Source organism: Paenibacillus thailandensis, from assembly GCF_042685365.1.
GTDB lineage: Bacteria > Bacillota > Bacilli > Paenibacillales > Paenibacillaceae > Paenibacillus_AP > Paenibacillus_AP thailandensis.
Map to the genome: position 1 here is coordinate 22281 of NZ_JBHUMY010000003.1, position 24748 is coordinate 47028.

Annotated in this window: 17 protein-coding genes; 5 read left to right on the forward strand and 12 right to left on the reverse strand. The window is 52.1% G+C overall.

Annotated elements, in window-relative coordinates:
* Nucleotides 1–222: 222 nt before the first annotated feature.
* From ACFSW5_RS03670 to ACFSW5_RS03680, 3 genes are all read right to left on the reverse strand, one after another.
* A complete protein-coding gene (locus ACFSW5_RS03670; RefSeq protein WP_379270023.1) occupies nt 223–1770 on the reverse strand; it encodes a response regulator transcription factor in 1548 nt (515 codons plus the stop codon).
* Nucleotides 1763–3571, reverse strand: coding sequence for a sensor histidine kinase (locus ACFSW5_RS03675; RefSeq protein WP_379270025.1), 1809 nt, complete (start codon nt 3569–3571; stop codon nt 1763–1765). Before ACFSW5_RS03675 ends, ACFSW5_RS03670 begins: the two co-directional genes overlap by 8 nt.
* 245 nt (nt 3572–3816) lie before the next feature.
* Nucleotides 3817–6630: a glycoside hydrolase family 3 C-terminal domain-containing protein gene (locus tag ACFSW5_RS03680; RefSeq protein WP_379270027.1), complete on the reverse strand. Its 2814-nt coding sequence runs from the start codon at nt 6628–6630 to the stop codon at nt 3817–3819.
* 234 nt (nt 6631–6864) lie between these two features.
* Here ACFSW5_RS03680 and ACFSW5_RS03685 point away from each other — a divergent pair, with 234 nt between their 5' ends.
* Nucleotides 6865–7821: an AraC family transcriptional regulator gene (locus ACFSW5_RS03685; RefSeq protein WP_379270030.1), complete on the forward strand. Its 957-nt coding sequence runs from the start codon at nt 6865–6867 to the stop codon at nt 7819–7821.
* Nucleotides 7822–7922: 101 nt separating this feature from the next.
* Entirely contained in the window at nt 7923–9164 is a 1242-nt protein-coding gene (locus ACFSW5_RS03690; protein WP_379270033.1) for an MFS transporter, read from the forward strand.
* A gap of 158 nt (nt 9165–9322) precedes the next feature.
* Here ACFSW5_RS03690 and ACFSW5_RS03695 read toward each other — a convergent pair whose 3' ends face one another.
* From ACFSW5_RS03695 to ACFSW5_RS03710, 4 genes are all read right to left on the reverse strand, one after another.
* A complete protein-coding gene (locus tag ACFSW5_RS03695) occupies nt 9323–10807 on the reverse strand; it encodes an extracellular solute-binding protein (RefSeq protein ID WP_379270035.1) in 1485 nt (494 codons plus the stop codon).
* A gap of 58 nt (nt 10808–10865) precedes the next feature.
* Nucleotides 10866–11741 (reverse strand): carbohydrate ABC transporter permease, encoded by an 876-nt coding sequence (locus ACFSW5_RS03700; protein WP_379270037.1) that lies wholly within the window; start codon nt 11739–11741, stop codon nt 10866–10868.
* Nucleotides 11742–11764: 23 nt separating this feature from the next.
* On the reverse strand, nt 11765–12664 hold the full coding sequence (locus tag ACFSW5_RS03705) for an ABC transporter permease (protein ID WP_379270129.1): 900 nt from the start codon (nt 12662–12664) through the stop codon (nt 11765–11767).
* A 218-nt stretch (nt 12665–12882) separates the two neighbouring features.
* Entirely contained in the window at nt 12883–15186 is a 2304-nt protein-coding gene (locus tag ACFSW5_RS03710; protein ID WP_379270039.1) for a helix-turn-helix domain-containing protein, read from the reverse strand.
* Nucleotides 15187–15504: 318 nt separating this feature from the next.
* On the opposite strand from ACFSW5_RS03710, the gene ACFSW5_RS03715 reads away from it, so the two are divergent.
* Both ACFSW5_RS03715 and ACFSW5_RS03720 read left to right on the forward strand, forming a co-directional pair.
* The gene (locus ACFSW5_RS03715; RefSeq protein WP_379270041.1) at nt 15505–15897 is read left to right on the forward strand and encodes a hypothetical protein; all 393 of its coding nucleotides are present in this window, start codon (nt 15505–15507) and stop codon (nt 15895–15897) included.
* A gap of 99 nt (nt 15898–15996) precedes the next feature.
* Nucleotides 15997–16407 (forward strand): hypothetical protein, encoded by a 411-nt coding sequence (locus tag ACFSW5_RS03720; RefSeq protein WP_379270043.1) that lies wholly within the window; start codon nt 15997–15999, stop codon nt 16405–16407.
* A gap of 212 nt (nt 16408–16619) precedes the next feature.
* On the opposite strand, the gene ACFSW5_RS03725 is transcribed toward ACFSW5_RS03720, so the two are convergent.
* From ACFSW5_RS03725 to ACFSW5_RS03740, 4 genes are all read right to left on the reverse strand, one after another.
* A complete protein-coding gene (locus tag ACFSW5_RS03725; RefSeq protein ID WP_379270046.1) occupies nt 16620–17789 on the reverse strand; it encodes a sn-glycerol-1-phosphate dehydrogenase in 1170 nt (389 codons plus the stop codon).
* Between the two features lie 22 nt (nt 17790–17811).
* Nucleotides 17812–18693, reverse strand: coding sequence for an ROK family protein (locus tag ACFSW5_RS03730; RefSeq protein WP_379270049.1), 882 nt, complete (start codon nt 18691–18693; stop codon nt 17812–17814).
* Between the two features lie 155 nt (nt 18694–18848).
* Entirely contained in the window at nt 18849–20315 is a 1467-nt protein-coding gene (locus ACFSW5_RS03735; RefSeq protein ID WP_379270051.1) for an N-acetylmuramoyl-L-alanine amidase, read from the reverse strand.
* Nucleotides 20316–20474: 159 nt separating this feature from the next.
* Nucleotides 20475–21467: an aminoglycoside phosphotransferase family protein gene (locus tag ACFSW5_RS03740; RefSeq protein WP_379270053.1), complete on the reverse strand. Its 993-nt coding sequence runs from the start codon at nt 21465–21467 to the stop codon at nt 20475–20477.
* A gap of 204 nt (nt 21468–21671) precedes the next feature.
* Between ACFSW5_RS03740 and ACFSW5_RS03745 the strand changes: the two genes are divergently transcribed.
* Nucleotides 21672–23621: a stalk domain-containing protein gene (locus ACFSW5_RS03745; protein WP_379270056.1), complete on the forward strand. Its 1950-nt coding sequence runs from the start codon at nt 21672–21674 to the stop codon at nt 23619–23621.
* Nucleotides 23622–23726: 105 nt separating this feature from the next.
* On the opposite strand, the gene ACFSW5_RS03750 is transcribed toward ACFSW5_RS03745, so the two are convergent.
* On the reverse strand, nt 23727–24602 hold the full coding sequence (locus ACFSW5_RS03750; protein ID WP_379270058.1) for an MBL fold metallo-hydrolase: 876 nt from the start codon (nt 24600–24602) through the stop codon (nt 23727–23729).
* Between the last annotated feature and the right edge of the window lie 146 nt (nt 24603–24748).

The following is a 24748-nucleotide window of genomic DNA, read 5'->3' on the forward strand; positions in this document are numbered from 1 at the left end:
GAAGCATAAGCTGCGTTTTTGTGTAGCTGTGCTTCTCGAGTACGCTTCGCAACAAAACTCGCTTCGGAAGCTTACGCTTATCTTTAATGCAATGATACCGACAGCGCTTTCAAATGTGCACCCGAAAAATCCGACAGAAAATCATATAAAAATAGGAGCAGGCGGCAAAACGCAAAAAAACCGGCCGCTTGTACGACCGGAAAAACGACATAGGATTGCTATTCAGTTTTTGGTTCCGCCGGTTTTGTAATAAGAAGGCGATACGCCTTTATACTTTTTGAATTTGGCGTGAAAATAGTCGACGTTGGCGTATCCGACCATCTCGGACACTTGATGGACTTTATAGCCTTGCTGCAGAAGCTCTACCGCGTGGCGGAGACGAACCTGGTCCAGATAAGTATTAAAATGCTCGCCGGTATGGGCTTTGAACATTTTACCCAGATATCCGCTGTTGTAATTAAACCGCTCCGCAATCGTCTCTAGCTTTAAATTTTGATTATAGTGCCGCTCGATGTACGCCGTAATCCGTTTCATAATCGGAACGCTGCTCGAATTGCCGATCCGGCCGATCAAGTCGACAAGCCTTTCGGCAAGCCCGTCAAGCATCGCATCATAGTTCGTCTGCTTGTAAAGCTCGGTAACGGCCGTCAGTTCCTCCTGCATGTTGAGCTCGCTGTAGTTCGCCGCAAGCCGGTTGATCAGCAACGTTAGCAGCTGGGCGAAAGCGGTTTTGACCGTTTGCTCGGAAGCCGAATGGTTCCACAATCGCCCGCCGATTTCGCGAAGCGCCTTCGGTATCGCTTCTTCGTTGCCGGTATCGACCGCATCGTAAAGCCAATGCGACAGTTCTTCGACAGAAGGAAGCGGCTGATTGCCGGGCATTCCGGCAGTAACCTTGACCACGTCCTGTAAAGTATGAAGGCAGCCTTCCCGCAGCCGGAAGCTAGCCTTCATGGGCTGCTGCAGCCTGCCAAAGCACGCTGCCAATTCCCCGCCCGACTCGAACCGTTCGCCGGCGAGTGCGATGAATTTGCCGTTCTGCCCTGCCGCTTGGCGGATCCAATCAAGGAGCCGGTCTTCGCTGTCGGCCGGGCTTCCCCCTTTAGCGAGCAGCGCCGTGTATGGCTCCGCCGCAAACACCCAGCCCGCATCCGCTTCGTTTACGATATCGCGAAGCCGGCGTCTGGCCGCGGCGAACAAGGCGATGGGCAGCTCTGCGCTTCTCGACCACTCGATCAAGACGAGCCGAAAGCCTTCCGCCGGCCGCCCAAGCGCGACGCTTAGCTGTTCTATGTCCTTCTCGCGCTGCCGGTCGGAGCCAAAGCCGCGCACCGCTTCCTCCAGCACCTTTTCGATCCGTTCGTCCGCTTGAGGCAAGGCTTTGTTTGCGGACTTGCGATTTAACGCGTCGGCTATCCGTTCCGCGTACTCCTCCAGCTCCGTTTCGTCGACGGGCTTCAATATATAGCCGTCCACCCCGAAAGCGATGGCTTGCTTGGCATAAGTGAAATCGGCGTAGCCGCTTAGAATGAGGATATGACATTCCTTGTCCGCGCGCCGGATGGCCTCGATCGTTTCGATGCCGTCCATCCCGGGCATCCGGATGTCCATTAGTATCAAATCCGGCTTCAGGCCGGCATGCTTCTCCATCGCTTCCTGGCCGTTAGCCGCTTCTCCGGCGACGGCGAAACCGAAGCTTTCCCAGTCGATTATCGTATGAAGCCCTTTGCGGATCATCGGTTCGTCATCTACGATCATTAACTTATACATGCTCAATCCCTCCTGCCGCTATGCGGAAAGAAATTCGCGTGCCCTCTCCCGATACGCTCGCAATGCGAAGACCGCTCGTTTCCCCGTACGTTAAGATTAACCGCTGATGAACGTTGCGAAGCCCGATCCGGTAACCGTCCTCTTCCTCGAAGTCGTTCAGCGAGCGATAGATCTCTGCGATTCTGGCTTCGTTTATTCCCATGCCGTTGTCCGCGACTTCGACGAGCAAATCGCCGTCTTCCAGCACGGCCGTTACCGATACGAAGCCCCCTTCGGACCGGTTGTCCAGGCCGTGCACAACTGCGTTCTCCACCAAAGGCTGGATAATGAGCGGCGGAATAAGCAGCTTCTCCGCTTCCTCGTCCATCGTGACGTTAAACGCCAAGCGTTCGTCGCCGTAGCGGAATTTCTGGATTTCGAGATAGTAGCCGATCATTTGGATTTCTTCCTTGAGCGGAATATTGCGAGCCCCGATTTCGAGATTGCGCCGGATCATCCGTCCGAGCATCCGCACGATATTGGAAATCTCCTTTTCTCCGTTCATATGCGCTTTCATCCGAATCGACTCCAGCGCATTAAACAAAAAATGAGGATTAATTTGATTGGCCATCATCTTCAGCTTGATTTCCTTCTGATGAAGCTTCAGCTTCGTTTGCTGCTCGTGGGATTCCTCCACTTCCTCCATCAGCATCCGAATGCTCCCGACCATATTATTGAATTGCCTCGACAATAGACCGATCTCGTCCGCGCCTTCGATCGTCGACGTGACGTTCAAATCGCCGAGCGCGAGCTTGTTTATATCTTTGTTCAGCGTCAGCATCCGCCTGGAGATCATCGTCGAGAACACGTAAATAAGCATGACGGCGATCAGAAGGCTGACCGAAATGATGCCAAGTCCGAACAGGCTCACTCGATTGGCTTCGCTTACGATACTGTCGATCGAAAAGACCGAAACGATTTTCAGGCTGTTGCGGCTCGACGGAGGCGTCAGCTCTTCAATGACGATTTTGGACGGTTTCCCCTCATACTCAAATTCGTAAGTGCCGGGCTGCTTGTCCGTCAATTGGCTGGCGAACGGAAGAGCTTCGATGTTGCCCCCGACTTGGGCGTTGTCGCTAGACGCCACGATGTATCCGTTCTCGTCGAATATCATCGTATCGAAAGGCTCCTTGCTCAACATCGCGTTTAATTCGTTCTGGTTGACGCCGACGACGAGGACGCCGTTCGTACGGTATTGCGGGAACACGATTTTGCGGACCAGGCTTAGAAATTGCTCGTTTCCTTTGGTCTCGTCATGGATATAAAACCAATGAATGCCTTCCTCGTTTATCGCGGTCCGGTACCAGAACGCGTTTTCGATCGCGTCGTTCGTTTTCATAAACTCCCAATTATCCAGAATCGTCTTGTTCGTCGTATAAAACCGGATATTGTATATTTCGTTGTAAAGCACCATATAATCTCTGAATTCGCGGTAGTCCCACAGTGCTTTTACCGCTTCAAACGTCGTTTTATATTGCGTGTTGACGACATCCGTCAACCGGGTGTCCGCCAGCAGCTTATCCGAAATATCGATGGGCATGCTTATAATATCCGACGTTTGCCGTTTAATTTTCTCGACGTTGTTCAGCGTTTGCTCCGTCGCCTGATCGAGTACGTCCTGCCGGTACGAAGCGGTCAGGAACACGCCGACGATAAGAACGGGAATAAACACGACCAGGATAAACGAGAAGATCAGCTTGTTTTTGATGCGCATGTCGTTTATTTTTTTTAACAGCCTTTGTTTGGCCGTCGGTGTCGGCATATAACCTCCAGCCCCCTTTTTCCCGTCCGAGACAGTAAGCGTTTTCAGCGTAAATTTCATTATATCTCTTTATAAACAGGCATGTATATATAAAAAAATGGTATTAAAACACGATCATCCTCGGTATTCCCTTAAATATAAACTCGATTGAATCTATCGCACGCCAAAAAACCTGTCTCTCAAAGGACAGGTTTTTGGGCGTGTCGCATTTCGCATTTCCATTGAAGAAATCGGAATCGCGCTCGTCAAACAAGACGGAACGCGCTGACTTGCACGCTGCCCGACAGCGCCAGCACGACCTGCGATGTCGGTTCGGCCCGGTTCAGTTCCCCGGCATAGTTTGCCCACTGCTGTTCTTCGCCCGGTCCAACGTTGACGACGCATGCCGGCTCTACGGTTCCCGGATCGCCGAAATACAACGCGGCCGATCCGCCAAGCTTGCCGCCGTTTGCACGGAGCTCCAAGCTAGCCGGAGCTTTGTCGTAAGCGACATTTTTGAAAACGATCGAACCTTCTCCGCCGACGGCCGCCACTGCTGTGCCGCCTTCCTTGCACTCGGTCAACATGACGCTTTCATAATCGTCATACCGGTCTGCTTGGACCAACCGATCCAGCTTGCGGGCGGGAATGACCTCTCCGTCGACGGCAAGTGCCGCCGTCAAGCGAAGATCGGCGGACGAACCGCCTGCCGCAAACGTATAGGTGCCCGCTTCCAGAACGAACCGGTCGCGCGTAACGTCCCACAGCTGGAGGTCCGATGTCCGGACCCACAGCGTCAATTCGCGTTTCTCGCCGGGCTTCAGGCTTACGCGCTCGAACGCGACCAGCTTCTTCAGCGGACGCTCCGCGCGGGAACCTGCCACCGTTGCATATAGCTGCACAACCTCGTCTCCGGCTCTATCCCCGGTATTGCGCACGGTCACTCGGGCTGTCCACTGCCGGGAGTTCAGGTTCTCATAACCTTCGATAACCAGCTTCACGTAGTCGAACGACGAGTAAGACAACCCGTGTCCAAACGGATACAACGGCTCCCCGTCAAAATATTGGTACGTCCGTTTGCCTTTCCGGATATCGTAATCCATAATATCGGCCAGTTGGTCGACGGAACGGTACCAAGTCATCGGCAAGCGGCCGGCCGGATTGTAATCCCCGAACAAGACGTCCGCGAGCGCCCGGCCAAGCTCCTGACCGGCATGCGAGCTGTACACAATGGCCGGCGCATGTTCCTCGGCCCAATTGATCGCAAACGGGTAGCTTCCGATCACCACCACGACGGTGTTCGGATTCACGGCCAATACGGCCCGGATCAGCTCTTCTTGCTTGGCCGGCAAGACGAGGTCTTCCCGGTCGATCTCTTCCTTGCCGTTGATAAGCGGATTGTTGCCGACAAATACGATCGCCGTCTCCGCTTCCCTCGCCGCGGCAACGGCTTCCTCCAGTCCGTTCTCCACGACGCAAAGGGCGTACCGGTCGGCAGCCGGCCGGCCGGCCTCCTTGGCGATTTTCAATGTCCCGTCGGCCGAAGCATGAACCGCTTCCCCGTTCCAGCTGCGCAATTCAAAATCGCGGTTATCGCCGCATTCCTCGAAACGGACGATTTCCTTCACGTACCAGCCGAACGCCTCTTTAGAAGCGGCCGACAGCTCCTCGTCGCCTTCGCTCGTGACGAATCTTTCGGCCGTCTCGCTCCAAAGCGTATGGCTGCCCCAGCCCCAATCGGTATGAACGAACGTTTCCGCCTTTTCGGCCGCCGCCGAAAGCTTGCCTTGTTCATTCAAGCCGATGAACCTTCCATCTGCGGTCCGTTTCAGCTGTACGCGGTCCAGCCCGCTTCTATACGTCACGTTGCCATTCCCCAGCTTTTCCGCAACGCCTTCGAGAGGCGTAACCTTGTACGGAAGGGTGCCGGAATACCAGTCGCGGTAGACCGCATCCGCAAGCGGCCCGATGACGGCGACTTTGCCGGCTTTCGCTTTGTCAAGCGGCAGGAGGCTATTGTTTTTCAGCAGAACGACGGCTTCGCGCGCCGCCTCCAGCGACAACTGCGCATGCTCTTGGGCGCAAACCTTGGATTCCGGCATATTCGCATAGGGATTGAGCTCGTCGGGATCGAATTCGCCTAAGCGAAAACGGACCCGGAACGTATTGATCAGCGTGCGGTCAAGATCCGCTTCCTCGAGCAGCCCTTCGCGAAGCGCTTCCTCGATAGCTTGACACGACTTCTCGCGGTCGTCCGTAATGCTGTCGATCCCGGCCTTAATGGCATAAGCGACCGCTTCCTTGTACGACTCGCAATAACGATGATCGTTGACGATGCCGAGCAGGTCGCCCGCGTCGCTGACGATAAAACCGTCCATGCCCCATTCGCCTTTGACTACGTTCTGCACGTCTTCGTGAAGAATCGTCGGCACGCCGTTGACGGCATTGTAAGACGTCATCATCGAAAGCGCTCCGCCTTCCGTAAAGGCGGCTTCAAAAGGCTTATGATAATATTCCCGCATATTGCGCGGATCGATCGTAACCGAACAGCTGCCGCGGTCGACTTCATTATTGTTGCCTACAAAATGCTTAAGCGTCGCGACCGCTTTTTTGTATACCGGGTGATCGCCTTGAACCCCTTGAATAAGCGCCGAAGCGAGATCGCCGGCAAGCCGGGGATCTTCGCCGTACGCCTCCTCCGTTCTTCCCCAGCGGGGATCGCGTTCCATATCGACCGTAGGGGCCCATAACGTCAAGCCGTTGACTGCCGGGTTGCGCTGATAAAATACGCGCGCTTCGTCGCCGATGGCGGAGCCGACCTGCCGCAGCAGCTCCCGGTTCCATGTGCAAGCCAGCCCGATCGGCTGCGGAAAAGCCGTCGCTTCGCCAAGCCAAGCAACGCCGTGAGCCGCTTCCGTGCCGTGCTTGTACGGCTTTACGCCCAGCCGTTCGACAGCAGGCTGGTATTGAACCATAAGGGAAATTTTCTCTTCAATCGTGAACCTCGACACAAGATCGCGAACGCGTTCCTCTACCGGAAGCTTCACGTCTTGAAACGGATAACCGGTCGCCCGTGACATATGTTCTCATCTCCGTTTATATAAAAGATATCGTTTGCCATTTCTATCTTATCGGCTAAGCTTCCAAACGATAACCCGTCATATCGAACATAAAATCATGTCAAAATCGGATAAGGCAGCCCCTTCCCCCCTTTAAAAGGAGTCAAGGGGCTTCGCCCCTGAAAGCCGCCCGCCATGGTTGGGATCACAACCCAATATTGATGCGCTATAATATTGCGTATAGAGGTGACTAAAATGGAATCATTGAAGTCCATTTATCAGCGATATTTCGATGAAACCTTATTTGGCCGAAAGAATGGAATATCGTATATGCTTCGATCCGATATCGGTGCCGGGAACGCTTACAAGATTACGACTTACAGCGGGATAGAAATCGTGTACCACGATATTCGTTATCATGAACCGTACCCTTTTTGTTTCGCTTCCAGAGGACGTATGGTTGAACTTCAGTTTACGCTTTCCGGTCAACGACAGGTTATGGTGTCCGGTCGGGATCATGAAACTCCGGTTGGGCAGGGAGCCCTTGCTTTAATCCAAGACTTTCAGGCCCGGTTTTATCCCCCGGCACAAGTGCAATATGTTTCACTTTCACTGGCCATTCCGGTTTCTCTATTCGATTATGCGGCTAATGAATTGGCGATTTCTCCAAATAGAAATTTCGAGTTTAACCGGCTCATCCAAGGCCAGGCATTTCGCAGCTATTATTTTGAACATGATGCCAAAAGCATGGTATTGGTAAAGCAATTAATCGCAGATTTTAAAAATGCCAATAGATCCCCGTTAATGATGGAAGCAACCGCACTTGAGCTATTGAACATGTATATGTTCCAATTATTTGAACTGACGCCGCGACCAAATGGCTTGTCTAAAGGAGATATCGAAAAATTGCAAAAGGCTAAGCAAGTACTTGAATCTTGTATGGCCGACCCTCCTTCTCTGCTGGCATTAGCAAAAATGGTCGGGTTAAACGACTTCAAACTGAAGAAGGGATTCAAAGCATGTTTTGGAATGACTGTATTCGAATATTTAAGACACGTTCGCCTCGATCATGCGATGATGCTTCTGCGAAACGAAGAAGCTAATGTAACCGAAACGGCGATGAGAGTGGGCTATAGCAATGTAAGCGCCTTTTCCGAGCAATTTATTCGAAAATTTGGGGTTAAGCCGTCTGAGATAAAAAAATATTATTAATCCGTTAGACCGTAATTTAATCCGTTTCAAGGGAGCGGTAATTGCCGAAATTCACTTATACTCCTCATCAAACAATCGTTTCGAGAAGAGGAGTGTAAAGGATGAATAAAATTAAAGGAAGCATTTTTTTCAGTGTTTTTGTAGCGATGTTGGGGCTTATGCTCATCGCGCCGATCACCCCCTCGCTAATACGAGAATTAGGATTAAGGGAAATCCACTCCGGAATACTTATTTCCGTCGGATCTATTATGACTGCAGTTATGGCACCGGTATGGGGGAATATCAGTGATGCGAAGGGACGGAAACCGGTTATCCTGATCGGGTTTATTGGAATGTCCATCAGCACTTTATTGTTGACGGTCACCTTTTATTGCGGTCTCCACCAATGGCTTAGCGGCGGACTGTTGCTGTTTTTCATGATCGTAACGCGAAGCTTGGTCGGGATGTTTATCCCTGCAGTACTTTCCTCCTCGCAAGCTTATATGGGAGATGTGACGGAGGAGAAGGAAAGAGGAAGCGGGATAGCGATCATTAGCGCCGCAAACGGGCTTGGGCTTATTCTCGGGCCGGCCATCGCCGGCGTATTTACATTATTTGGTTTGCTTTGGCCATTATATTTTGGAATTGGGATCGCGACGGTCGCATTTATAGTAAATCTGCTGCTGATGCCTGCAGATAAACCGGCGATGACAAGAGGCTCTATTAAAGTCAGTCCGTTTCAACCCGGATTGCGCAATTATTTATTCGTGGCGTTAGTTACGATGATAGGGATCGTAACGATACAAGTCATTGGAGGGTTTTATCTACAGGATCAGCTAAATCTCGCCTCCGAAAAGTTGGCGGGAGTCGTTTCGCTCGGTTTAATGCTCTCGGGCACGGCTATGTTAACTGCACAATATGTTCAGGCCAAATGGCTGAAATGGGAGCCGCGGCCTATGATCCTTCTCGGTTCCTTGATTCTCGTCGCAAGCATGCTCTTATTCCTTCTTACTTCTTACCTTCCGTTCTACTATTCGGCATTTTTTGTTTTTGGATTAGGATCGGGATTGATGATGACTGGATTTATGACAGGCGCTTCCCTCTCCGTAAGGAATGAACAGCAAGGAGGCGTTGCCGGTTTGGTTGCGGCAATGCAGGGGATTTCCGCCATCATCGCACCTATCCTAAGCATCGTTCTATATCAGGCGAATCGCTACAGCCCTATGATCATGATAGCCATTCTGACTGCCCTCTTGGGCGCAGTGATATTTGCCCGCTTCCGAAAGAGACCAGGCCATAACGCTAGTGACAGAACGGAAGGCCGGGAGATTCATCCCGGCACAGAGGTGCGGGGCAGGTCATGAATTCGAACCTCTCTGCCAAAATGGATGGATAGCATAGGATGGACCGAGAAGTATCGGCCCATCCTAATGAATATCTTTAGGCGATAAGATCCATCCCCCACTGTCCTGTTGTTAAATTTGCCATTGCGTTTGTTCTCTTAAGTAAGTCCTCAATCCGTTCAAGGATTAAGAGCCTCGTACGACTCCTGAAATTCTTTTATGACTTGTTCGCCGCCTGCATTCAGCCATTTGCGGACTTCTTCCTCCCATCCGGCGTCGTCGATTTTCCCCATAATATATCGCGTCTCCGCATCGCTTATCATTTGGTCCAGCTCATTGCCTCTTTCCCGGTACAACGGCGAGGAAAGCGTCAGCGCCTCGTTCGGTATCGCGTACTGGGCATTTTCCTTCGCCATCTTCGTCCCTTTCTCTCCAAGCGGCGTATCCTTAAGCGTTTTTACATTATAGCCTTCGACGTTCGGAAGATTGTCGCGATACGGCTTCACTTCGCGCTGGAACAAGGAAAAATCGATAAACTCGGTTTTATCTCCATCTACTTCCCTATAATGGACATCCTTGATTCCCCGCATAAGAAGCGTCGTCGCCGGTTCGTCCATCAACGCATTGAGGAACTCAAGCACCTTCTTCAGTTCCTCTTCCGAAGGTACGGCAGACTTCGGAATGACGAGGAAGCCGTTATGGCCCGGCTCGCCCGCCAGCCGGATGCCGCCGGGACCGATAAATGCCGAATTGTCCATAACGGCATCCGGTTCCGTCTTTATGAGTCGGTCATATTGACTTTTTGCCGATTGCGCCACCGAATTGCCGAGGCCGGCCCGTCCGGAATCGAACAATTTGGCCGCTTCGGACCCGTCCAGCACGGCAAAATCCTGGTTGATCAACCCTTCCGCGAACAAACGCCGGAACAGCTTCAGCACTTCCATGAACTCCTCCGTCATAAATTCCGGCGTCATTTTGCCGTCGACGATTCCCCATTTGTTGACGCCCCCGATACTGACCGCAAGCCTTGTCGTCAAGGCCGAATGACCGACATTGTATCCTTTATCCAGCACAAATCCGTAGGTGTCGTTTTTCCCGTTGCCGTCCGGATCGTTTTGCACCATCGCCTTCTGCACCTCATACCACTCTTCCATGTTGGTCGGGATGCTTAAGCCGAGCTTCTCGAGCCAATCCTTCCGATAGTTGAACGTCGGCCTCCCGATGTCCCGGTACAGCGGAATGCCATACACTTTGCCGTCTACGGATATATTTTTGTAATGCTGCCCGTCTTGAGCGGAAAGGTTCGGATATTCGTCCAAATACGGCCCGATCTCCCAGAATAGTCCCGATTGAATGGAGCTGATCACCATCGGAACATAATTGACCTTCATAATTTTCGGCATTTCGCTTGAAGCGAACATGACATTTACCTTCTCGTCAAAAGCGGACGACGGAATCCATTGAATATCCAGCTTCGTATTCGTGTACGCTTCGATCGCCTTTTCGACCGGATTGCCTTTCTCCGGAACTTCGCCGACCTGCGCCAGCGACATCGTGACGGTGAAAGGACCGCCCTCCTTTGAGCCCGCGTTTTGCGCGCAGCCCGATAAAGCTCCGGCTGTCAGGACAACGCCGCATAACAGGATCAGCCAGCTTTTTCTCATCAATAGCCCCCTCCTCCAAATCGAGATCCAACTCGGGATAAGTTCCCGGCGCAAAGCTTTAGCCCTTCACGGAGCCGAGCATGACGCCTTTGACAAAATGCTTCTGCAAAAACGGATAGACGAGCAATATCGGCACCGTTGCGAAGACGACCACGGCCATTCGGATCGTGAGCGGCTGGATTTCGATCTCCTCGAATCCCGCAGAATTGCCGATGCCGTTCTGCGCCAAAATGACGATTTCCCGCAAATAAACTTGAATCGGCCATTTCGCGCTATCGTTAATGTAGAGAATCGCCGTAAAGAAGGTGTTCCAATGCGACACCGCGTAGAACAACGCAAAGGTCGCCATAGCGGGCCCGGATAACGGCAGAGCGATGCGGACAAAAACGCCGAGATCGCTGCAGCCGTCGATCTTCGAGGAATCCTCGAGCTCGCTCGGGAGCTGCTGGAAGAAGTTTTTCAGGACGATCAGATTAAACGCGCTTATGGCGCTTGGAATCATGAGCGACCACAACGTATTGGTCAGTCCCAAATTTTTTACGACGAAATAGGTCGGAATCATCCCCCCGCTAAAGAGCATGGTGAACAATACGCCGAGCATAATCCCCTGCTTCCCCCGCAGCCGCGTTCTCGACAACGGGTAGGCCATAAGGGAGGTGAACACCAGATTGATCAAGGTTCCTACTACCGTCACGTAAATCGTCAATAACAAACTGACGAATAACGTATCGGTGGAAAAAATATACCGGTAAGCGGCCAGCGACCATTCTTGCGGGAACAGGATCAGTCCGCCCCGCGCCACTTCTTCCGGGCTTGTAAACGATACCGCCAGCACATAGACGAACGGGAGCACCGCCAGAATGGACACAAGACTGAGAAGTCCGTAATTGACGATGTCGAACAGCCGGTTCCCAACTGATTTGTCTTGAACCACGGAACGTCATCTCCTCCCCGGTTTTAATAAATGCCTTCCTCCCCGAACCGCTTCGCCAGCCAATTGGCGCAGCTGACGAGCGCGAAGGCGACCAGCGATTTGAACATGCCGACCGCTGCGCTGTAGCTGTATTGGCCTTGGGTCATCCCTCTGACGTACACGTACGTATCGAAGACTTCCCCGACTTCCCGGTTGGTCGGCGTAAGCATAAGGAAGATCTGCTCGAAACCGGTGTCCAGAAAGCTTCCGAGCCGTAAAATGAGAAGGATGATAATGGTGCTGCGGATGGCCGGCAGCGTAACGTGCCACAATTGGCGCCATCTTCCGGCGCCGTCGATCCTTGCCGCCTCGTAAATTTGTACGTCCACCGCCGTTAACGCCGCCAAAAAAATAATCGTTCCCCAGCCGACCTCCTTCCATATTTGCTGGGAAATAATGACGGTTCTGAACCATTCCGGCTCCATTAGAAAAGCGATTTTGTTCCCGGTCAGCCGGTAAAGCAGCTCATTAATGACACCGCTTTCAGTTGTCAGCAGGATGTAGCAAATGCCAACCACCACGACCCAGGATACAAAATGCGGCGTGTACACGAGCGTTTGCACGAGCCGCTTGAATTTTTCCCTGCGGACCTCATTCATCATCAAGGCAAGTATAATAGGTGCCGGGAAGAAGAAAACAAGATTGTACACGGCGAGCAAAGCCGTGTTTCGAAACAAAATCCAGAACCCGGCTTCGCTAAACAGGCGCTCGAAATGTTTGAAGCCGACCCAGGGGCTGTGCATAATCCCGAGATGCGGTTTGAAGTCTTGAAACGCCATCGCCAGTCCGTACATAGGAACGTACTTAAACACGATAAAATAGATGACGCCGGGCAGCAGCATGACATATAGCCATTTGTCCCGCAGCAGATCGCGAATGAGCATGCTGTTGCGGCTTTTCGCGCCGGCAGCCGTCCCTGTCGACTCGGCATAGCTTTTCATCGCAAACAAGTCCCTCCCTTCCATTTTCGAATTCAAGTCCATTATGCTTGCTCGGCCCATGCCAAGGAATAGCCCGAATACAACCTGTTGCACTTCCGCAGCCCCGATAATTCTCAGACAACCTGCTCCTATGCAGAAGACAACGACCGGCGGCAATCCGGCTACTTCCGGTTCAATTCCCGATATTGCCCCGGCGTCATTCCAAGCGCTTTGCGAAACGTCCGAATAAAGGCGCTCGTGTTTTTGTAATGCAGCTTTTCGCCGATTTCCGATACCTTCATTTCCGTATTCTCCAGCATCATTTTGGCCTGATCCATTTTATATCCCGTGACATAATCGCTAAACGGTATCCCCACATGCTTCTTAAAGACACGGCCTAAGTAAACGGGATGATAATTTAGAAGCTCGGCGCATGCTTCGAGCGTAATATCGCCATGCCGGCGGCTGTGAACGATCTCCAGGATTTGGTTCGAAATCGAAACGTGGCGGGCTTCGGAGTTTTCCTCCAACAGACGGGATGCCGGTGCAAACAGATTGGCGCAAAACCACTCCGCCAGCTCTTCTTTCGTGTTTAAAGCGAGCAATTGCTTGATCGTTTTTTCTCCATTCAGCATCGTTCCGAGCGGAATCCCTTGTTCCTGAACGAGCCCCGTCACCCTTGCGATCAGTTGAAGCAAAAAGAGCGTATGCTCTTTCAGGGGCGCATCCTTGTCGAATATGGCGCGCAAATACGCGTCGAACCCTTCCTTCCATTTGTCTCCGTCGCCTGTTTTTAAATAATGAACGATCCTCTCTTCCAACGCCTTCAAATGGGCGTATGCCGCCGTATCCGGGCCTTCCCGGTTGTCCGCTTCCTTGTATTGCGCAATAATGCCGTAACCGAGGCTCATTCTGCCTTTCAACGCGATCAGGCTTTCCTCGTAGGCCCGGACCGTTTCCGACAAGCCGGAGAAAGGCTTGCTTATTCCGATGCTCACTTGCAGCTGGAGATAACGGTTTACCTCGTGTTGAACCGTTTCCGCGACGCGGTACACATACTCCTGCAGCGCGGCGTCCGAATCCGTATCGCCGACAAGTATCGTTGCCTGCGACTGGTCAATGACGATCGGTGCAAACCGGATCTCCGGCCGCAGCAGCTCCCCGACCATATTATGGATGGCGAAGAGCAGCAGCTCCCGGTCGTATTCCCGATATCGGGTCCCCTGAAGCGTATCGATCTGCAGCGTCATGACGGCCAGCCGTTTCCACTCGCGGGGAAATCCGTATTGGCCGGACAGGCTTGCGAAATCTTTTTCTTTTATTTGTCCCGTAAACAACTTCTGTACGAGAAACTCTTTCAGATGATGGATCTGGACGTTCATCTCCTGCTCGAGCTGGGTACGCGACTTCCACAAGGAGCGGATGCTATCCTCGATGTAATGAAGGTCGCCCCGTTTCGGATCCGAAGGAACGGCCGCTACCGTCTGCTTCACCAGCTCCAGCAAGCGGCGGATGGGTAAATACATTCGACGACTCCCGAAGTAAGCGCTAACAAAAACAAGCGCGACCATCAGCAAGCACACCGCGGCCGTTGCCGCTTGAATATTCCTTGTCTGCTTCATCATTTGCGATACGGATACGACGGATACATACGTCCAGCCGTTGTAGGAAGACGTTCGGTAAGCAACGTCAACTTCTTCTCGTCCAAGCGTGGTACGGAATGCGCCTTCCTTAGCCTTTGCATCCGTCCGTCCGACCCGCCGAATGATCGCTTCGTTTATGCCGCCGTACCTCTCCTTATCCTGGGGCGATCCAAGAAAGTTGTCGCCGTTCTGATCGATTAAATAATGAACGCCAAGCTCTTTCGCCGGCGCAAGCAGATGGCGGACGTCTTTCTTCAGCATCTGTACGACAAGCAAGCCTCTCGGCATCGATTGCCCCGGAAGAAGCGGGATCTTCTGAACCATCGTAATCGTCGATTCGTTCTCGTTGCCGCCGGTATCCTCGTCCCCCTGAACGGCAGCTTGCGGGCCCGTCGCAAGAAACAGGCTGTCCGGATTCCCGGCATAAGATTGAAACAAAGGCCCGAGCCCAAATTCGTTCAGCGGTTTGAACACATCGAAGCCGACTACCCAGCCTTGCTTCAGGTTGGCGAAATACGCCTTATGAATCATAACGGACGTCTGTAGATTGGTCAGCTCGGTCGACATCTCGCGCACCTTGACAAAGTCGTCTGTCGTCCACTTTTCATTCAGCGCCCGCTTGACCATTGGGGAATTCGTAAACTGCAGAGCCGATTTTTCCAGCGTTTTGAGCATTTGCTCGACCCTCATCTGCGTCTGAAGCAAAATCAGCATATTGCTTTCCTTCACTTTGTTCTCGATATCGTTCGAGGCGATGGAGTAGGAAATCAATCCGATCGCAATAACGGGAACGGTCGCGAGAACAAAACTGAACCAAAGCAGCCTGAGCGAATAGGTACGCATCCCTTACCCCCTTAAAAAATGATGAGTCATATAGGCAAAGAATGGCATAATCTAGACAAATCGTCAAAGATAACGGGTTTTCATTATTAAACATTACTGAGATCATGAGTACTTATCTGCTTAGAACCTGAGACTGAAGTGGTATGGTGCGAGCACCGAGGTTTTCCGTCGAATCATATAGAATAGCTTCATGTTATTGACCCGAAATGCATATTGCGGGAAATACAAGTTAACGTTTCGTGATTAACCAAATTATACTAATAATGATTTTGATGCCAAAATTATGAAAACAAATTAAGGGGGAACGAAAAAGGATATTTGGATATTCCGAACACTGCAAGCTCAATTTATGCAGACGTACTAGTGGAAGCTAAAAATCATGGGTATACTACATCTAGTGGAACACCTCCAACTAATATTGATAATATAATTGAAGATAGCTTTAGTGGATGGGGGTATGGCGGAAATGCTACTAATGAATACGTATGGGGTTTTAGTACTTTTGTAAATGAAATTGATAATGAGAGGCCATTATTATACAATCTTGGTACATGTTACTATAAGAATCACACTGTTTCTGTATTTGGATATAAAGAATATGATGTTGCTAAATTCTTAATGGTTAAAGATAATTGGTCTACTTCAACAAGATATATTCATTATCAACAAATGATAAATGAATTTGGCAGTGTGACAGTTTTTGAAATGTAGTCACTAATGAACATCTAGTCAGGAGTACATTTCCAAATTAATCCGGAAATGTACTAACAAGAAGGAAGGTGCTCCTGGTTCTAAAATGGAGAGGATATTTTGAAAAAAAAGATTTTTCTATTTATAATTACTGTAGTCATTATAATCGGACTATATGGATTTACTTATATCCCCAAAAATATTATTTCTATTCAACCAAATAATGTTTCTAAAATAGAGATATTTGATGGAAACCGTGGCGAATTAATAACAATAAGTAATTCAGAACAAACGGAGCATATTATATCAAATCTTAATAAGATAACTTTTAAAAAAGACAAGCCAAGTATTGGTTACATGGGATATAAGTTTAGAATGACTATTTATGATGATAAGGGAAGAAAATATAAAGAAATTATTATTAACAGTAATGAAAGAATACGATACCGTGGTTTCTTTTACATAGATGAATCTGGAAAGATTGATGAGGACTACATCAACGCACTTTTTGAGAAAGATGAGAGCAAATAGAATGTTATCAAACAATTCGTATAGTTATTTACTAACAAGCAGTATTTCCTTGTATCGGAAACTTCGTTAAATCCATAGTGCCGACCTTCTGCAAATGATTTTGGTGGGCTGCTGGAGTCGAGGTGTCTTCGGCGTCACTGCTCGCAATCTGCCATGGGACAACAAAAAATACCGCAAGCCCTAAACGGTTTGCGGTATTTTACTACTACAACTTACGATTTCAATTCGTTGTATGCCCGGAGCAGCGTGTGCCGGTTCAGCCGGATAAGGTGCGCCTCCTTCAGGCTGCGCTCGAACAGATCGTTGTCTACGCCAAGCTGCTCAAGCGTATTCGGACCGCCGACCTTGGCCAGCCAGCCCCGGATCATGTCCTGCCGCGGAATGCTGGCGATCGCTTCTTTGATTCGAGCTTTCTTGTCCGGGTCTTCGACCGGAAGCTTGTCCTCGTCCGCAAGACGGTGATACAAGCCGGATATTTCCGCGCATGCGACGCCGACTTTGGCTCCGTGTAAAATCTGTCTCCGGCCGGTTCGCAAAAACGACGTTTCCCAATAGTGGGACAAATGATGCTCCGCGCCCGATGCCGGGTGGGATTGGCCGAACAGCAGCATCGCAAAGCCCGATTCGAGCAAAGCGCCGGTCAGCAGCCGGATGCCTTCCGGCGTACGGGCGGCAATCTCGTCCACATGCTGAACGCAATCCGACAAAGCCTTGCGGGTCATGTCCGCAATGACGGGGGAATACGCTTCTCCGCCCGTTAACGCCCCGAATTCCCAATCGAACAGCGACGTATATTTGCCGAGCATGTCGCCGAAGCCGGCCGCGATAAGCGCAGGCGGAGCTTTCGTCAAAATGTCCAGATCCGCGAAGATCGCATCGGGGCCAACCGATTGGATCGTCTGTTTGTCGCCGCGCAAAATAATCGGTGCGCCTTTGGAATTAAAGCCGTCAACCGACGGTGCGGTCGGAACCGAAATAAACGGAATGCCCGTCGCATAAGCGGACATACGCGAAATATCGTGCAGCGTGCCGGAGCCGACAGCGATAATCGCCTCCACGCCGCGGGAGCGGACATCCAATATAAGCTGAATGAGCGACTGTTCGTCGGCAATGACGTCCCCCAGCTCGTTCGGCCGGATAATCGTTGCGCTTACCTCGATGCCTTCCCCGGAAATCGCCTGCTCCACGACCCTCCCGGCAATCCCGATGGTTGTCGCATCGGCTGCCACGATAACTTTCCGGTATCCTTGCTCCTTCAAGTAAGGCGCAACGCGGTTCAAAGCTCCCGCCTCCAGCAGGACCGGCCCGATATCGATGGCCGAAGGGTCGAAACCTTCCAGACGCGCCGCTTGCTCCCTGACATATGCCATTAACTCGCTCATCGCCAAATTTCCCTTCCTTCGATTATGAACCTTGCTTCAGAGCGGCCAGACCAAGCGCCAAAGCGCCGCATAAGCCCGCGTTGTCCCCAAGTCCCGGCGGAACGATGTAGCTGTCAATGCCGGATACGATTTCCGGTATATTCATATAGCCGTTCAAATTTTTTTGAACTTCCGAACGGATCAACGGAAATAACTGCTCCTGATGCATGACGCCTCCGCCCAAAATAATTTTTTTCGGAGCGAGCATCAGAATCGTGCTTGTCAGCGCTTGCCCGATATAATGGGCTTCCATCGCCCATGCGGGGTGATCGACCGGAAGCTCGCTGCCCTTTATCCCCCAGCGCTTCTCGATCGCCGGACCGGCAGCCATCCCTTCCAGACAGTCCGAGTGATACGGGCAGAAGCCCGCGAAAGCGTCATCCGGATGGCGTTTGACCGGGACATGTCCCCCTTCGGGATGCATCAAGCCGTGAACAAGCCGGCCTTCCGCGTAAACCCCGACGCCGACCCCCGTACCGATCGTATAATAAACGCAGCTGTCCAGATTTTTGGCGGCTCCCCACACCGCTTCGGAAAGCGCGGCCGCGTTAACGTCGGTATCCCAGCCGAACGGCAGGTCAAAAAACGTTTTCAGCGTTCCCAAAAAATCAAAGTTAGACCAGCCCGGCTTGGGCGTCGTCGTAATAAAGCCGTATTGCGGGCTGTTCTTATCCAAATTGATCGGTCCAAACGTCCCTACTCCGATCGCCTCGATCGATTTGTCTCGGAAATACTCGACGATACGAGGAATGGTGACGTCCGGGTTTTCCGTCGGAAAAGAGACCCGGTCGACGATTTGTCCGTCTTCCTTCCCGATTCCGCATACGATTTTTGTTCCGCCAGCTTCAATTGCGCCGATAAACAATAGCAGCACCCCGTTTTGATTAATATCGAATATTGCTGGAATAAAAGACAATCCCGTGTAAAAGTGTACCACATCCGGGTTTTAATTGGGGACAAAAGCGCTTTAAAAAGGCACGGATAACGAAGCCGCAGGCTTTCGCATCCGTGCCTTTTGCATCATGGAAGATTCAAATAGTGCTTAATGCCGGCAACGATCGCCTCTGCCATCCGATATTGAGCCTCTTCGTCGAACAACACTTCCACGTCGGACGGATTGCTGAGGAAGCCGGTTTCCAGCAAAATCGCCGGCATTGTCGTTTCTCTCGTGACATGCAAGCTTTGCTTCCTGACGCCTCTGTCCTTCAGTCCGGTAGCGGCGGCCAATTCCTTGTGCACGGCTTCGGCAAACGCTCGGCTGTCGTCCCGCGTATAATACGTTTCCGTGCCGGTTGCCGTCCCTTTCGGGTCGCTGTTCCCGTGGATGGAAACGAACAAATCGGCGCCGTTTTGCTCCGCGAACGCCACCCTGCCGGGCAGCGTCACATATTTGTCCTCCGGCCTGCTTAATAAAGGCGTAATATACGGTTCTTGGTCAAGCAGCTCTTTTACTTTCAAAGAAAGGCTTAAGTTAAGCTCGCTTTCCCATTTGCCGTTCACTCCTTTGGCTCCGGGATCTTCACCGCCGTGGCCGGCATCGATGACAACCGTATACGGCTTGTCCGGTACGACAGGCTGCTGTTCGGGCTCGTTATCGTCCGGATCCGGCTCCCATGCTTCGGATTGAGCGGGATCGGTCAGCACGATCCGCAACTGGCCGTCCCCGTTCTCCAGCTTGATTCCCGCATCCGCCGTCAGATCGAACACGAGCCTGACGGCGGGGGGATCGTTCGCAAACAGCGAGTAACGGACTTGCCCGGCGTAAGGATGATCCGGAAGGGAAAGCGCTTTGTCCGGCGCGTCAAGCAGCTCCGGCGCAAAATCCGCATCCGGAAGATCGAGGACGATACGCTGCGGGTTGTCGAGCTTAAACGGCTTGTCCGGCTCGACCTCTCCCCTATAAGCGAGGACGATGGCGCCTTCGTCGTCAACGGCTACCGATGTCACCGTACCGCCGGCGGAAGAAGTGCCGGAACCGGAATCCTCCGTCTGCTCCGGTTTATCCGGTTCCTCCGTCTGTTCTTCTTCCGGTTCCGCGGGGTTATCTTGCACTTCCTGCGTCAAATAGACCGACTTCGTTTGCTGGTCCCATTCGACCTTAAGGCCAAGCTGTTCCCCGACAAAGCGAAGAGGGATGAGCGTTACGCCGTTCTGAACGATCGCCGGGACATCCATCTGAACCGGCGATTGGTTGACCAATGCGCTTGAATCGTCGATTTGAAGAATAATTTCGTCATTGCCGTTATGTATCGTCACTAGTTTTGAAGCTTGGTTCCACTCGACCTCGTAGCCGATGCTCTCCGAAACGATTCGGATCGGAACGACGGTATACATCCCTTTAATCATCTGCGGTTCTACTTCGGATTTCAACTGTTCCCCGTTCAAATACAATTTCGGAACGACCGCGGACGGCCCGGCCAGTCCGATTCCGGGGAACAAAGACAACAGCATCGTTACGACAAGCAACGCCAGCATCAGCTTCTTCATCCTGCACCTCAACCATATTCTTTTTTATCCGTACAAACCGCTCGCCTGCGGGAATGGCGCCGCGTGACGGGCTAGGCGTACATGGGTAATCATACGTCGCTGTTTCTATTAAACAGACGCTAAATCTTGCAAAATGTTGCTTCTCCTGTCGATTCCTTCCTAACGCAAATTCAACATCGATAGACAAGCCTCCAAAGCGGCCTCCGTCTCCGTCCTTTGCCTTTTCAATTGATCGGGCGTCCACGGAACATCGCCGCCGCTTTCAAGATCGGCCGCAATCAGCCTCAGCATCCATAACGAGAAGATCGACGCAAAAAGAGCGTATCCCCGTTTGAATGTACCCGGGTCGGAAGGAAACCCGCGGAGGCCCCGCCGTTCGACGTAAACGTCGAGCACGCGCTCCCGTACGGAAGCCGTGACCGTCTTTGGAAATACGGGATGGGACAAATCGATGAGATGATACAAGTCCCAATACGGATAATTCGGATGAGCGTGCTCCCAATCCAATACGATCAACCGTCCATCCTTCACCGCGTAGTTGCCCAGATGCAGGTCTCCGTGGCACATAACCGTCTCCGGGGACGGCTTCTCTTGTTCCCACAGCTTCAGCACCGATTCGACCTCAATTTCATGCAGGTTCAGACGCCGCGCGAGAGCCCGGATAACCTCCGCCGCATCCCGCTCGCCCGGGCCTCCCGCCGAGCCGTCCGGGGACGGCTTTCGTCCGTCCTCCATCAGCTCGGCGGCCATCGCTTCGATGCCGGGCTTCGGGCCGCTTAGCGGCGCGTCCGCCCAGCGCGAGACGGGCAGCGAATGCCATTCGGCGACGGCAGCCGCCAGCAATACGGCGGTCTCTTCGCTGAACGAATGGTTCAGCTCGCCCATGTCCTCGAACAGCAGCCAGCCTCGGCCTGGCATGCCGGAAACGGACGACGAAGCTGCCAGTCTGGGAAATACGGGAGGAAACATGGGCAGCACATGCTCGTATACCCATGCTTCGCGATTGATAGAGTCGTCCGCCGGAAGCGGCTTCAAAATAAAGCTTTCTCCGGAGGCGAGCCAGACCCGTTCGACATTCCTGCCGTTTAATCCTCGATACAGCAGCTCTCTCCCGCAAATCCGTTTATCCCATCCTTCGGCCGGCCGTTCCATGCGAGCGTTCCCTCCCCGCGGCATAATTCCTTTCTATATTTCAAAGTAAAACATTTTTCCGCGAAGCTCAACATCTACTTGCCTCAAAAAATCTTCTTTATCCAATTTTTTTCGAGAGCGTACAACTTTCTTTGATTTTCCACGTCTATATTACCGGTATCTATTAATTATGACTCTAGTAGCAGAAAGGAACAATCTCGAAGTATGATGAAGAAACTGTCTTTGGCCTCATTAATCGCAATCCTTGTATTGGCGGTCACAATCGGTTCTCCTGCGCAAGCTGCCGGCGAAACAAACGGAAAAGAGCAGCTTGTCATTACAAAAGACTCGAATCAGCTGCTCCATAACGGAAGCGCGTATACATCGGCGAAGCCTGCCGTCGTCAAAGACGGCGTGACGTACGTCGCGCTTCGCTCCGTCTCCGACAGGCTGTCGCTTCAATTGAAATACGACTCGGCCGCCAAGCAATACGTCCTTACGAATACAACGACGGAAGTCCGGTATGCTGCCGGCAGCAGCGCCTACATCGTTAACGGAACGAGCGTAAACGGGACGGGAACGCCGTACGTATGGGACGGAACGCTGATGGTACCGCTCCGTTCGCTGGTCGCGCCGTTCCAAATTACGATGGCGGCGGAAGGAAAGCAAATCAAATTAAGCTGGTCCGTCAAGCCTTCCGCGAAATTCTCGGTCGGCCCGGCGGAAATTTATGCCGGCCAGACGGAGGTTATTTATACGGATCTTAGCGAATCGGATACGGAAATCGTTGACGAACAATGGACCAATAAACAAACCGTATTCGACGAACCCGGCGTTTATACCGTTTCCCGTACCGTCCAGGACGCAAACGGCGTCTGGAGCGATACGTATTCGGTTTCGGTAACCGTGCTGAAAGCGAACGAACCTCCTGTCGCCCGTTTCACGACCGACAAGGACAGCTACAAGATGGGCGAGCCGGTCGTGTACGAGGACGAAAGCACCGACGATTACGGCATCGCAAAAACGGAGTGGGTCAACAACCAAAAAGGCTTCTTTACGCCCGGCGAACAGACCGTTACGCTGAAAGTTACGGATAAGCAAGGCTTGACCACGGAATATTCCAAAACGATAACGATCGAAGACGAGTTGATGTACAATGCCCTGGACTTCAATCTGCTCTTCACCGACATCGGCGAAAAATTCGAGATCGATTCCACAAGCGTGCTGCAGCTTCCGCTTCTTTCGTATACGTCAACCAGCGGCGTGCCCAATACGCTCATTCGCGCCAACTCTCCGGAATCGATCGTCGAAGAAGGCATCTATTATGAAGAGACGGCCGGCGGCAACGTCCGTTTCCTGCTTCATAACATGAACCTGCGGGCGAATCCGGTCAATATTTACGTTGTCGCCACCAACGAAAATGCGACCGACGCAAGCGTCACGATCGGCAACGTAGGCATCGGCGGCCCGTCCACCTACGTATCGGCTACCGGCAAATCCTCGGTTGCCCGTTATTTGTCCGGTGAGCCGCAAAACAAGGAGATCGCCATCAAAGCCGGCGAAAGCAAGGTCATTTTGAACGAGATCAGCGCCGCTACGCTGCAGAGGGGAAAAGTCATTACCGCTCAAGCGGACGTGAAAACGACCGCTCCGATCAAATTTACGGTTGTCGTTCTGGACAAAGGCAAAGACGTATTGACCGAGCTTCCGAACCTATCCGTCCTGCCTTGGGATATGAAGCATGACCGCGGTACGTTCCTGAACGCCGACAAGCATATTACGATTTCGGAGCCGATCGGCGACACCGCTTCGCGCATGGCTTTGGCCGACAATAACTTCGACCCTTATCTGACCGGCGTCGACGCAACGACCGGAGAAAAGAAAACAAACGGCGGGAACTACGGCGTAAACTACTATATTACGCTGGAGCGGGTGCAGCCGAATACGCTGATCGGGCTTAATCCTCGCGGCGGCCATTACGGCGGAACGTTCCTGGTAAACGGCGAAGTGGTCTATACCACCAACAATTCCGTCGTAAACAGCTCGACGGAGGTTGGGGTCCTGTACCGCACCGGCAATACGGAGGAAACGGTAACGATCGTATTTACTCCGGCGTCCGGAAGCAATCTGCCGCTGAACCTTATTTTCGAGCCGATGCCGGAACGAATCGACTGAATATAAACTTGATCGAAATCCTTCGAGGATGAAGACGACAGACGGGCTGCACGGCCTGCCGATAATCGGCGGAGCCTGCAGCCCGTTCTTTGTACTCCCTATTTCTCATCGAAGCGCCTCGTCGCTTGCATAAAGAAACCGCCGTCCTCTCGCCAGAACTGCGACCGGCAGATGCGGGTAACGATCGTATACGTAGTCGACGAAGTAACCGGGATGCTCCGTATTGCCGGGAAACATATCGTAATGCATCGGCACGGTTGTCCGGAAGTTCGCCAGATGAGCCAGCTCGGCCGCTTCGCGGTAGTTCATGTTGCCGACGATGCCCCGATCGGTCCGGAAGACGTCCCGGCCGTTGATCGGAACAAACGCCAAATCGATATTTTCCTGCTTCAGCCTCTCGGGAAGACCGCCGTAAACAAGCGTATCGCCGGCATGGTAAATATGAACGCCGTTAAAACGAATCACATAACCTACATACCGATGGTAGCCATGTTCGTCCGGCTCCAGTTCCTCGTGCGCGGCCGGAACGGGCTGCACGGCCAATTTCCGGTTTTGGTCCACATGCGGCTTGCGGACGTCGGCAGCGGTTATCCGATTCGCCGGGACGCCGAGCTCAACAAGAACATCGATGCAGCAGCGCGGCGACATATAAATCGTCTCCCGCTTCTGCTTCGCCATGGCGGCGATTGCTGCGGGATCAAGATGATCGATATGCTCGTGAGTAATTAGGCAATAATCCGCATGGCGGATATGCTCCGGCTCAAGAAGCGGGGGGTAGCTTCTCTTTAACCCGTGCCGGCTTTTGAGTTCATCCTCCCCCATCGCAAACGGATCGATATAAAGAATAGAAGTTCCGCCCTTCAGCACAAAGCTGCCTTGGCCGAGCCACCATACCGCAACCATGCCGTACGGTACGGCCGTCTCCTCGATTTCCGCCGCCAAACGTTCCGGATTCCATCCTGCCCAAGACGTTTCCGTCATCCTCTCTCCACCCTTCATAGAAGCTACTTCTAATATGCTCCTTCTAATAAGCTCCTTCGTTAACCGATTGTAGTCCTTTTCTTTCCTTTTTCCAAGAGAATTCGCGTTCCGCTGGCCGCTTAGGTTGAACGGCGGCCGAATACAAA

Coding starts and splice junctions, on each gene's coding strand:
- ACFSW5_RS03670 (WP_379270023.1), bottom strand. CDS start 1,770: ATGTATAAGTTAATGATCGTAGATGACGAACCGATGATCCGCAAAGGG.
- ACFSW5_RS03675 (WP_379270025.1), bottom strand. CDS start 3,571: ATGCCGACACCGACGGCCAAACAAAGGCTGTTAAAAAAAATAAACGAC.
- ACFSW5_RS03680 (WP_379270027.1), bottom strand. CDS start 6,630: ATGTCACGGGCGACCGGTTATCCGTTTCAAGACGTGAAGCTTCCGGTA.
- ACFSW5_RS03685 (WP_379270030.1), top strand. CDS start 6,865: ATGGAATCATTGAAGTCCATTTATCAGCGATATTTCGATGAAACCTTA.
- ACFSW5_RS03690 (WP_379270033.1), top strand. CDS start 7,923: ATGAATAAAATTAAAGGAAGCATTTTTTTCAGTGTTTTTGTAGCGATG.
- ACFSW5_RS03695 (WP_379270035.1), bottom strand. CDS start 10,807: ATGAGAAAAAGCTGGCTGATCCTGTTATGCGGCGTTGTCCTGACAGCC.
- ACFSW5_RS03705 (WP_379270129.1), bottom strand. CDS start 12,664: ATGCTCATTCGCGATCTGCTGCGGGACAAATGGCTATATGTCATGCTG.
- ACFSW5_RS03710 (WP_379270039.1), bottom strand. CDS start 15,186: ATGCGTACCTATTCGCTCAGGCTGCTTTGGTTCAGTTTTGTTCTCGCG.
- ACFSW5_RS03725 (WP_379270046.1), bottom strand. CDS start 17,789: ATGAGCGAGTTAATGGCATATGTCAGGGAGCAAGCGGCGCGTCTGGAA.
- ACFSW5_RS03735 (WP_379270051.1), bottom strand. CDS start 20,315: ATGAAGAAGCTGATGCTGGCGTTGCTTGTCGTAACGATGCTGTTGTCT.
- ACFSW5_RS03740 (WP_379270053.1), bottom strand. CDS start 21,467: ATGGAACGGCCGGCCGAAGGATGGGATAAACGGATTTGCGGGAGAGAG.
- ACFSW5_RS03745 (WP_379270056.1), top strand. CDS start 21,672: ATGATGAAGAAACTGTCTTTGGCCTCATTAATCGCAATCCTTGTATTG.
- ACFSW5_RS03750 (WP_379270058.1), bottom strand. CDS start 24,602: ATGACGGAAACGTCTTGGGCAGGATGGAATCCGGAACGTTTGGCGGCG.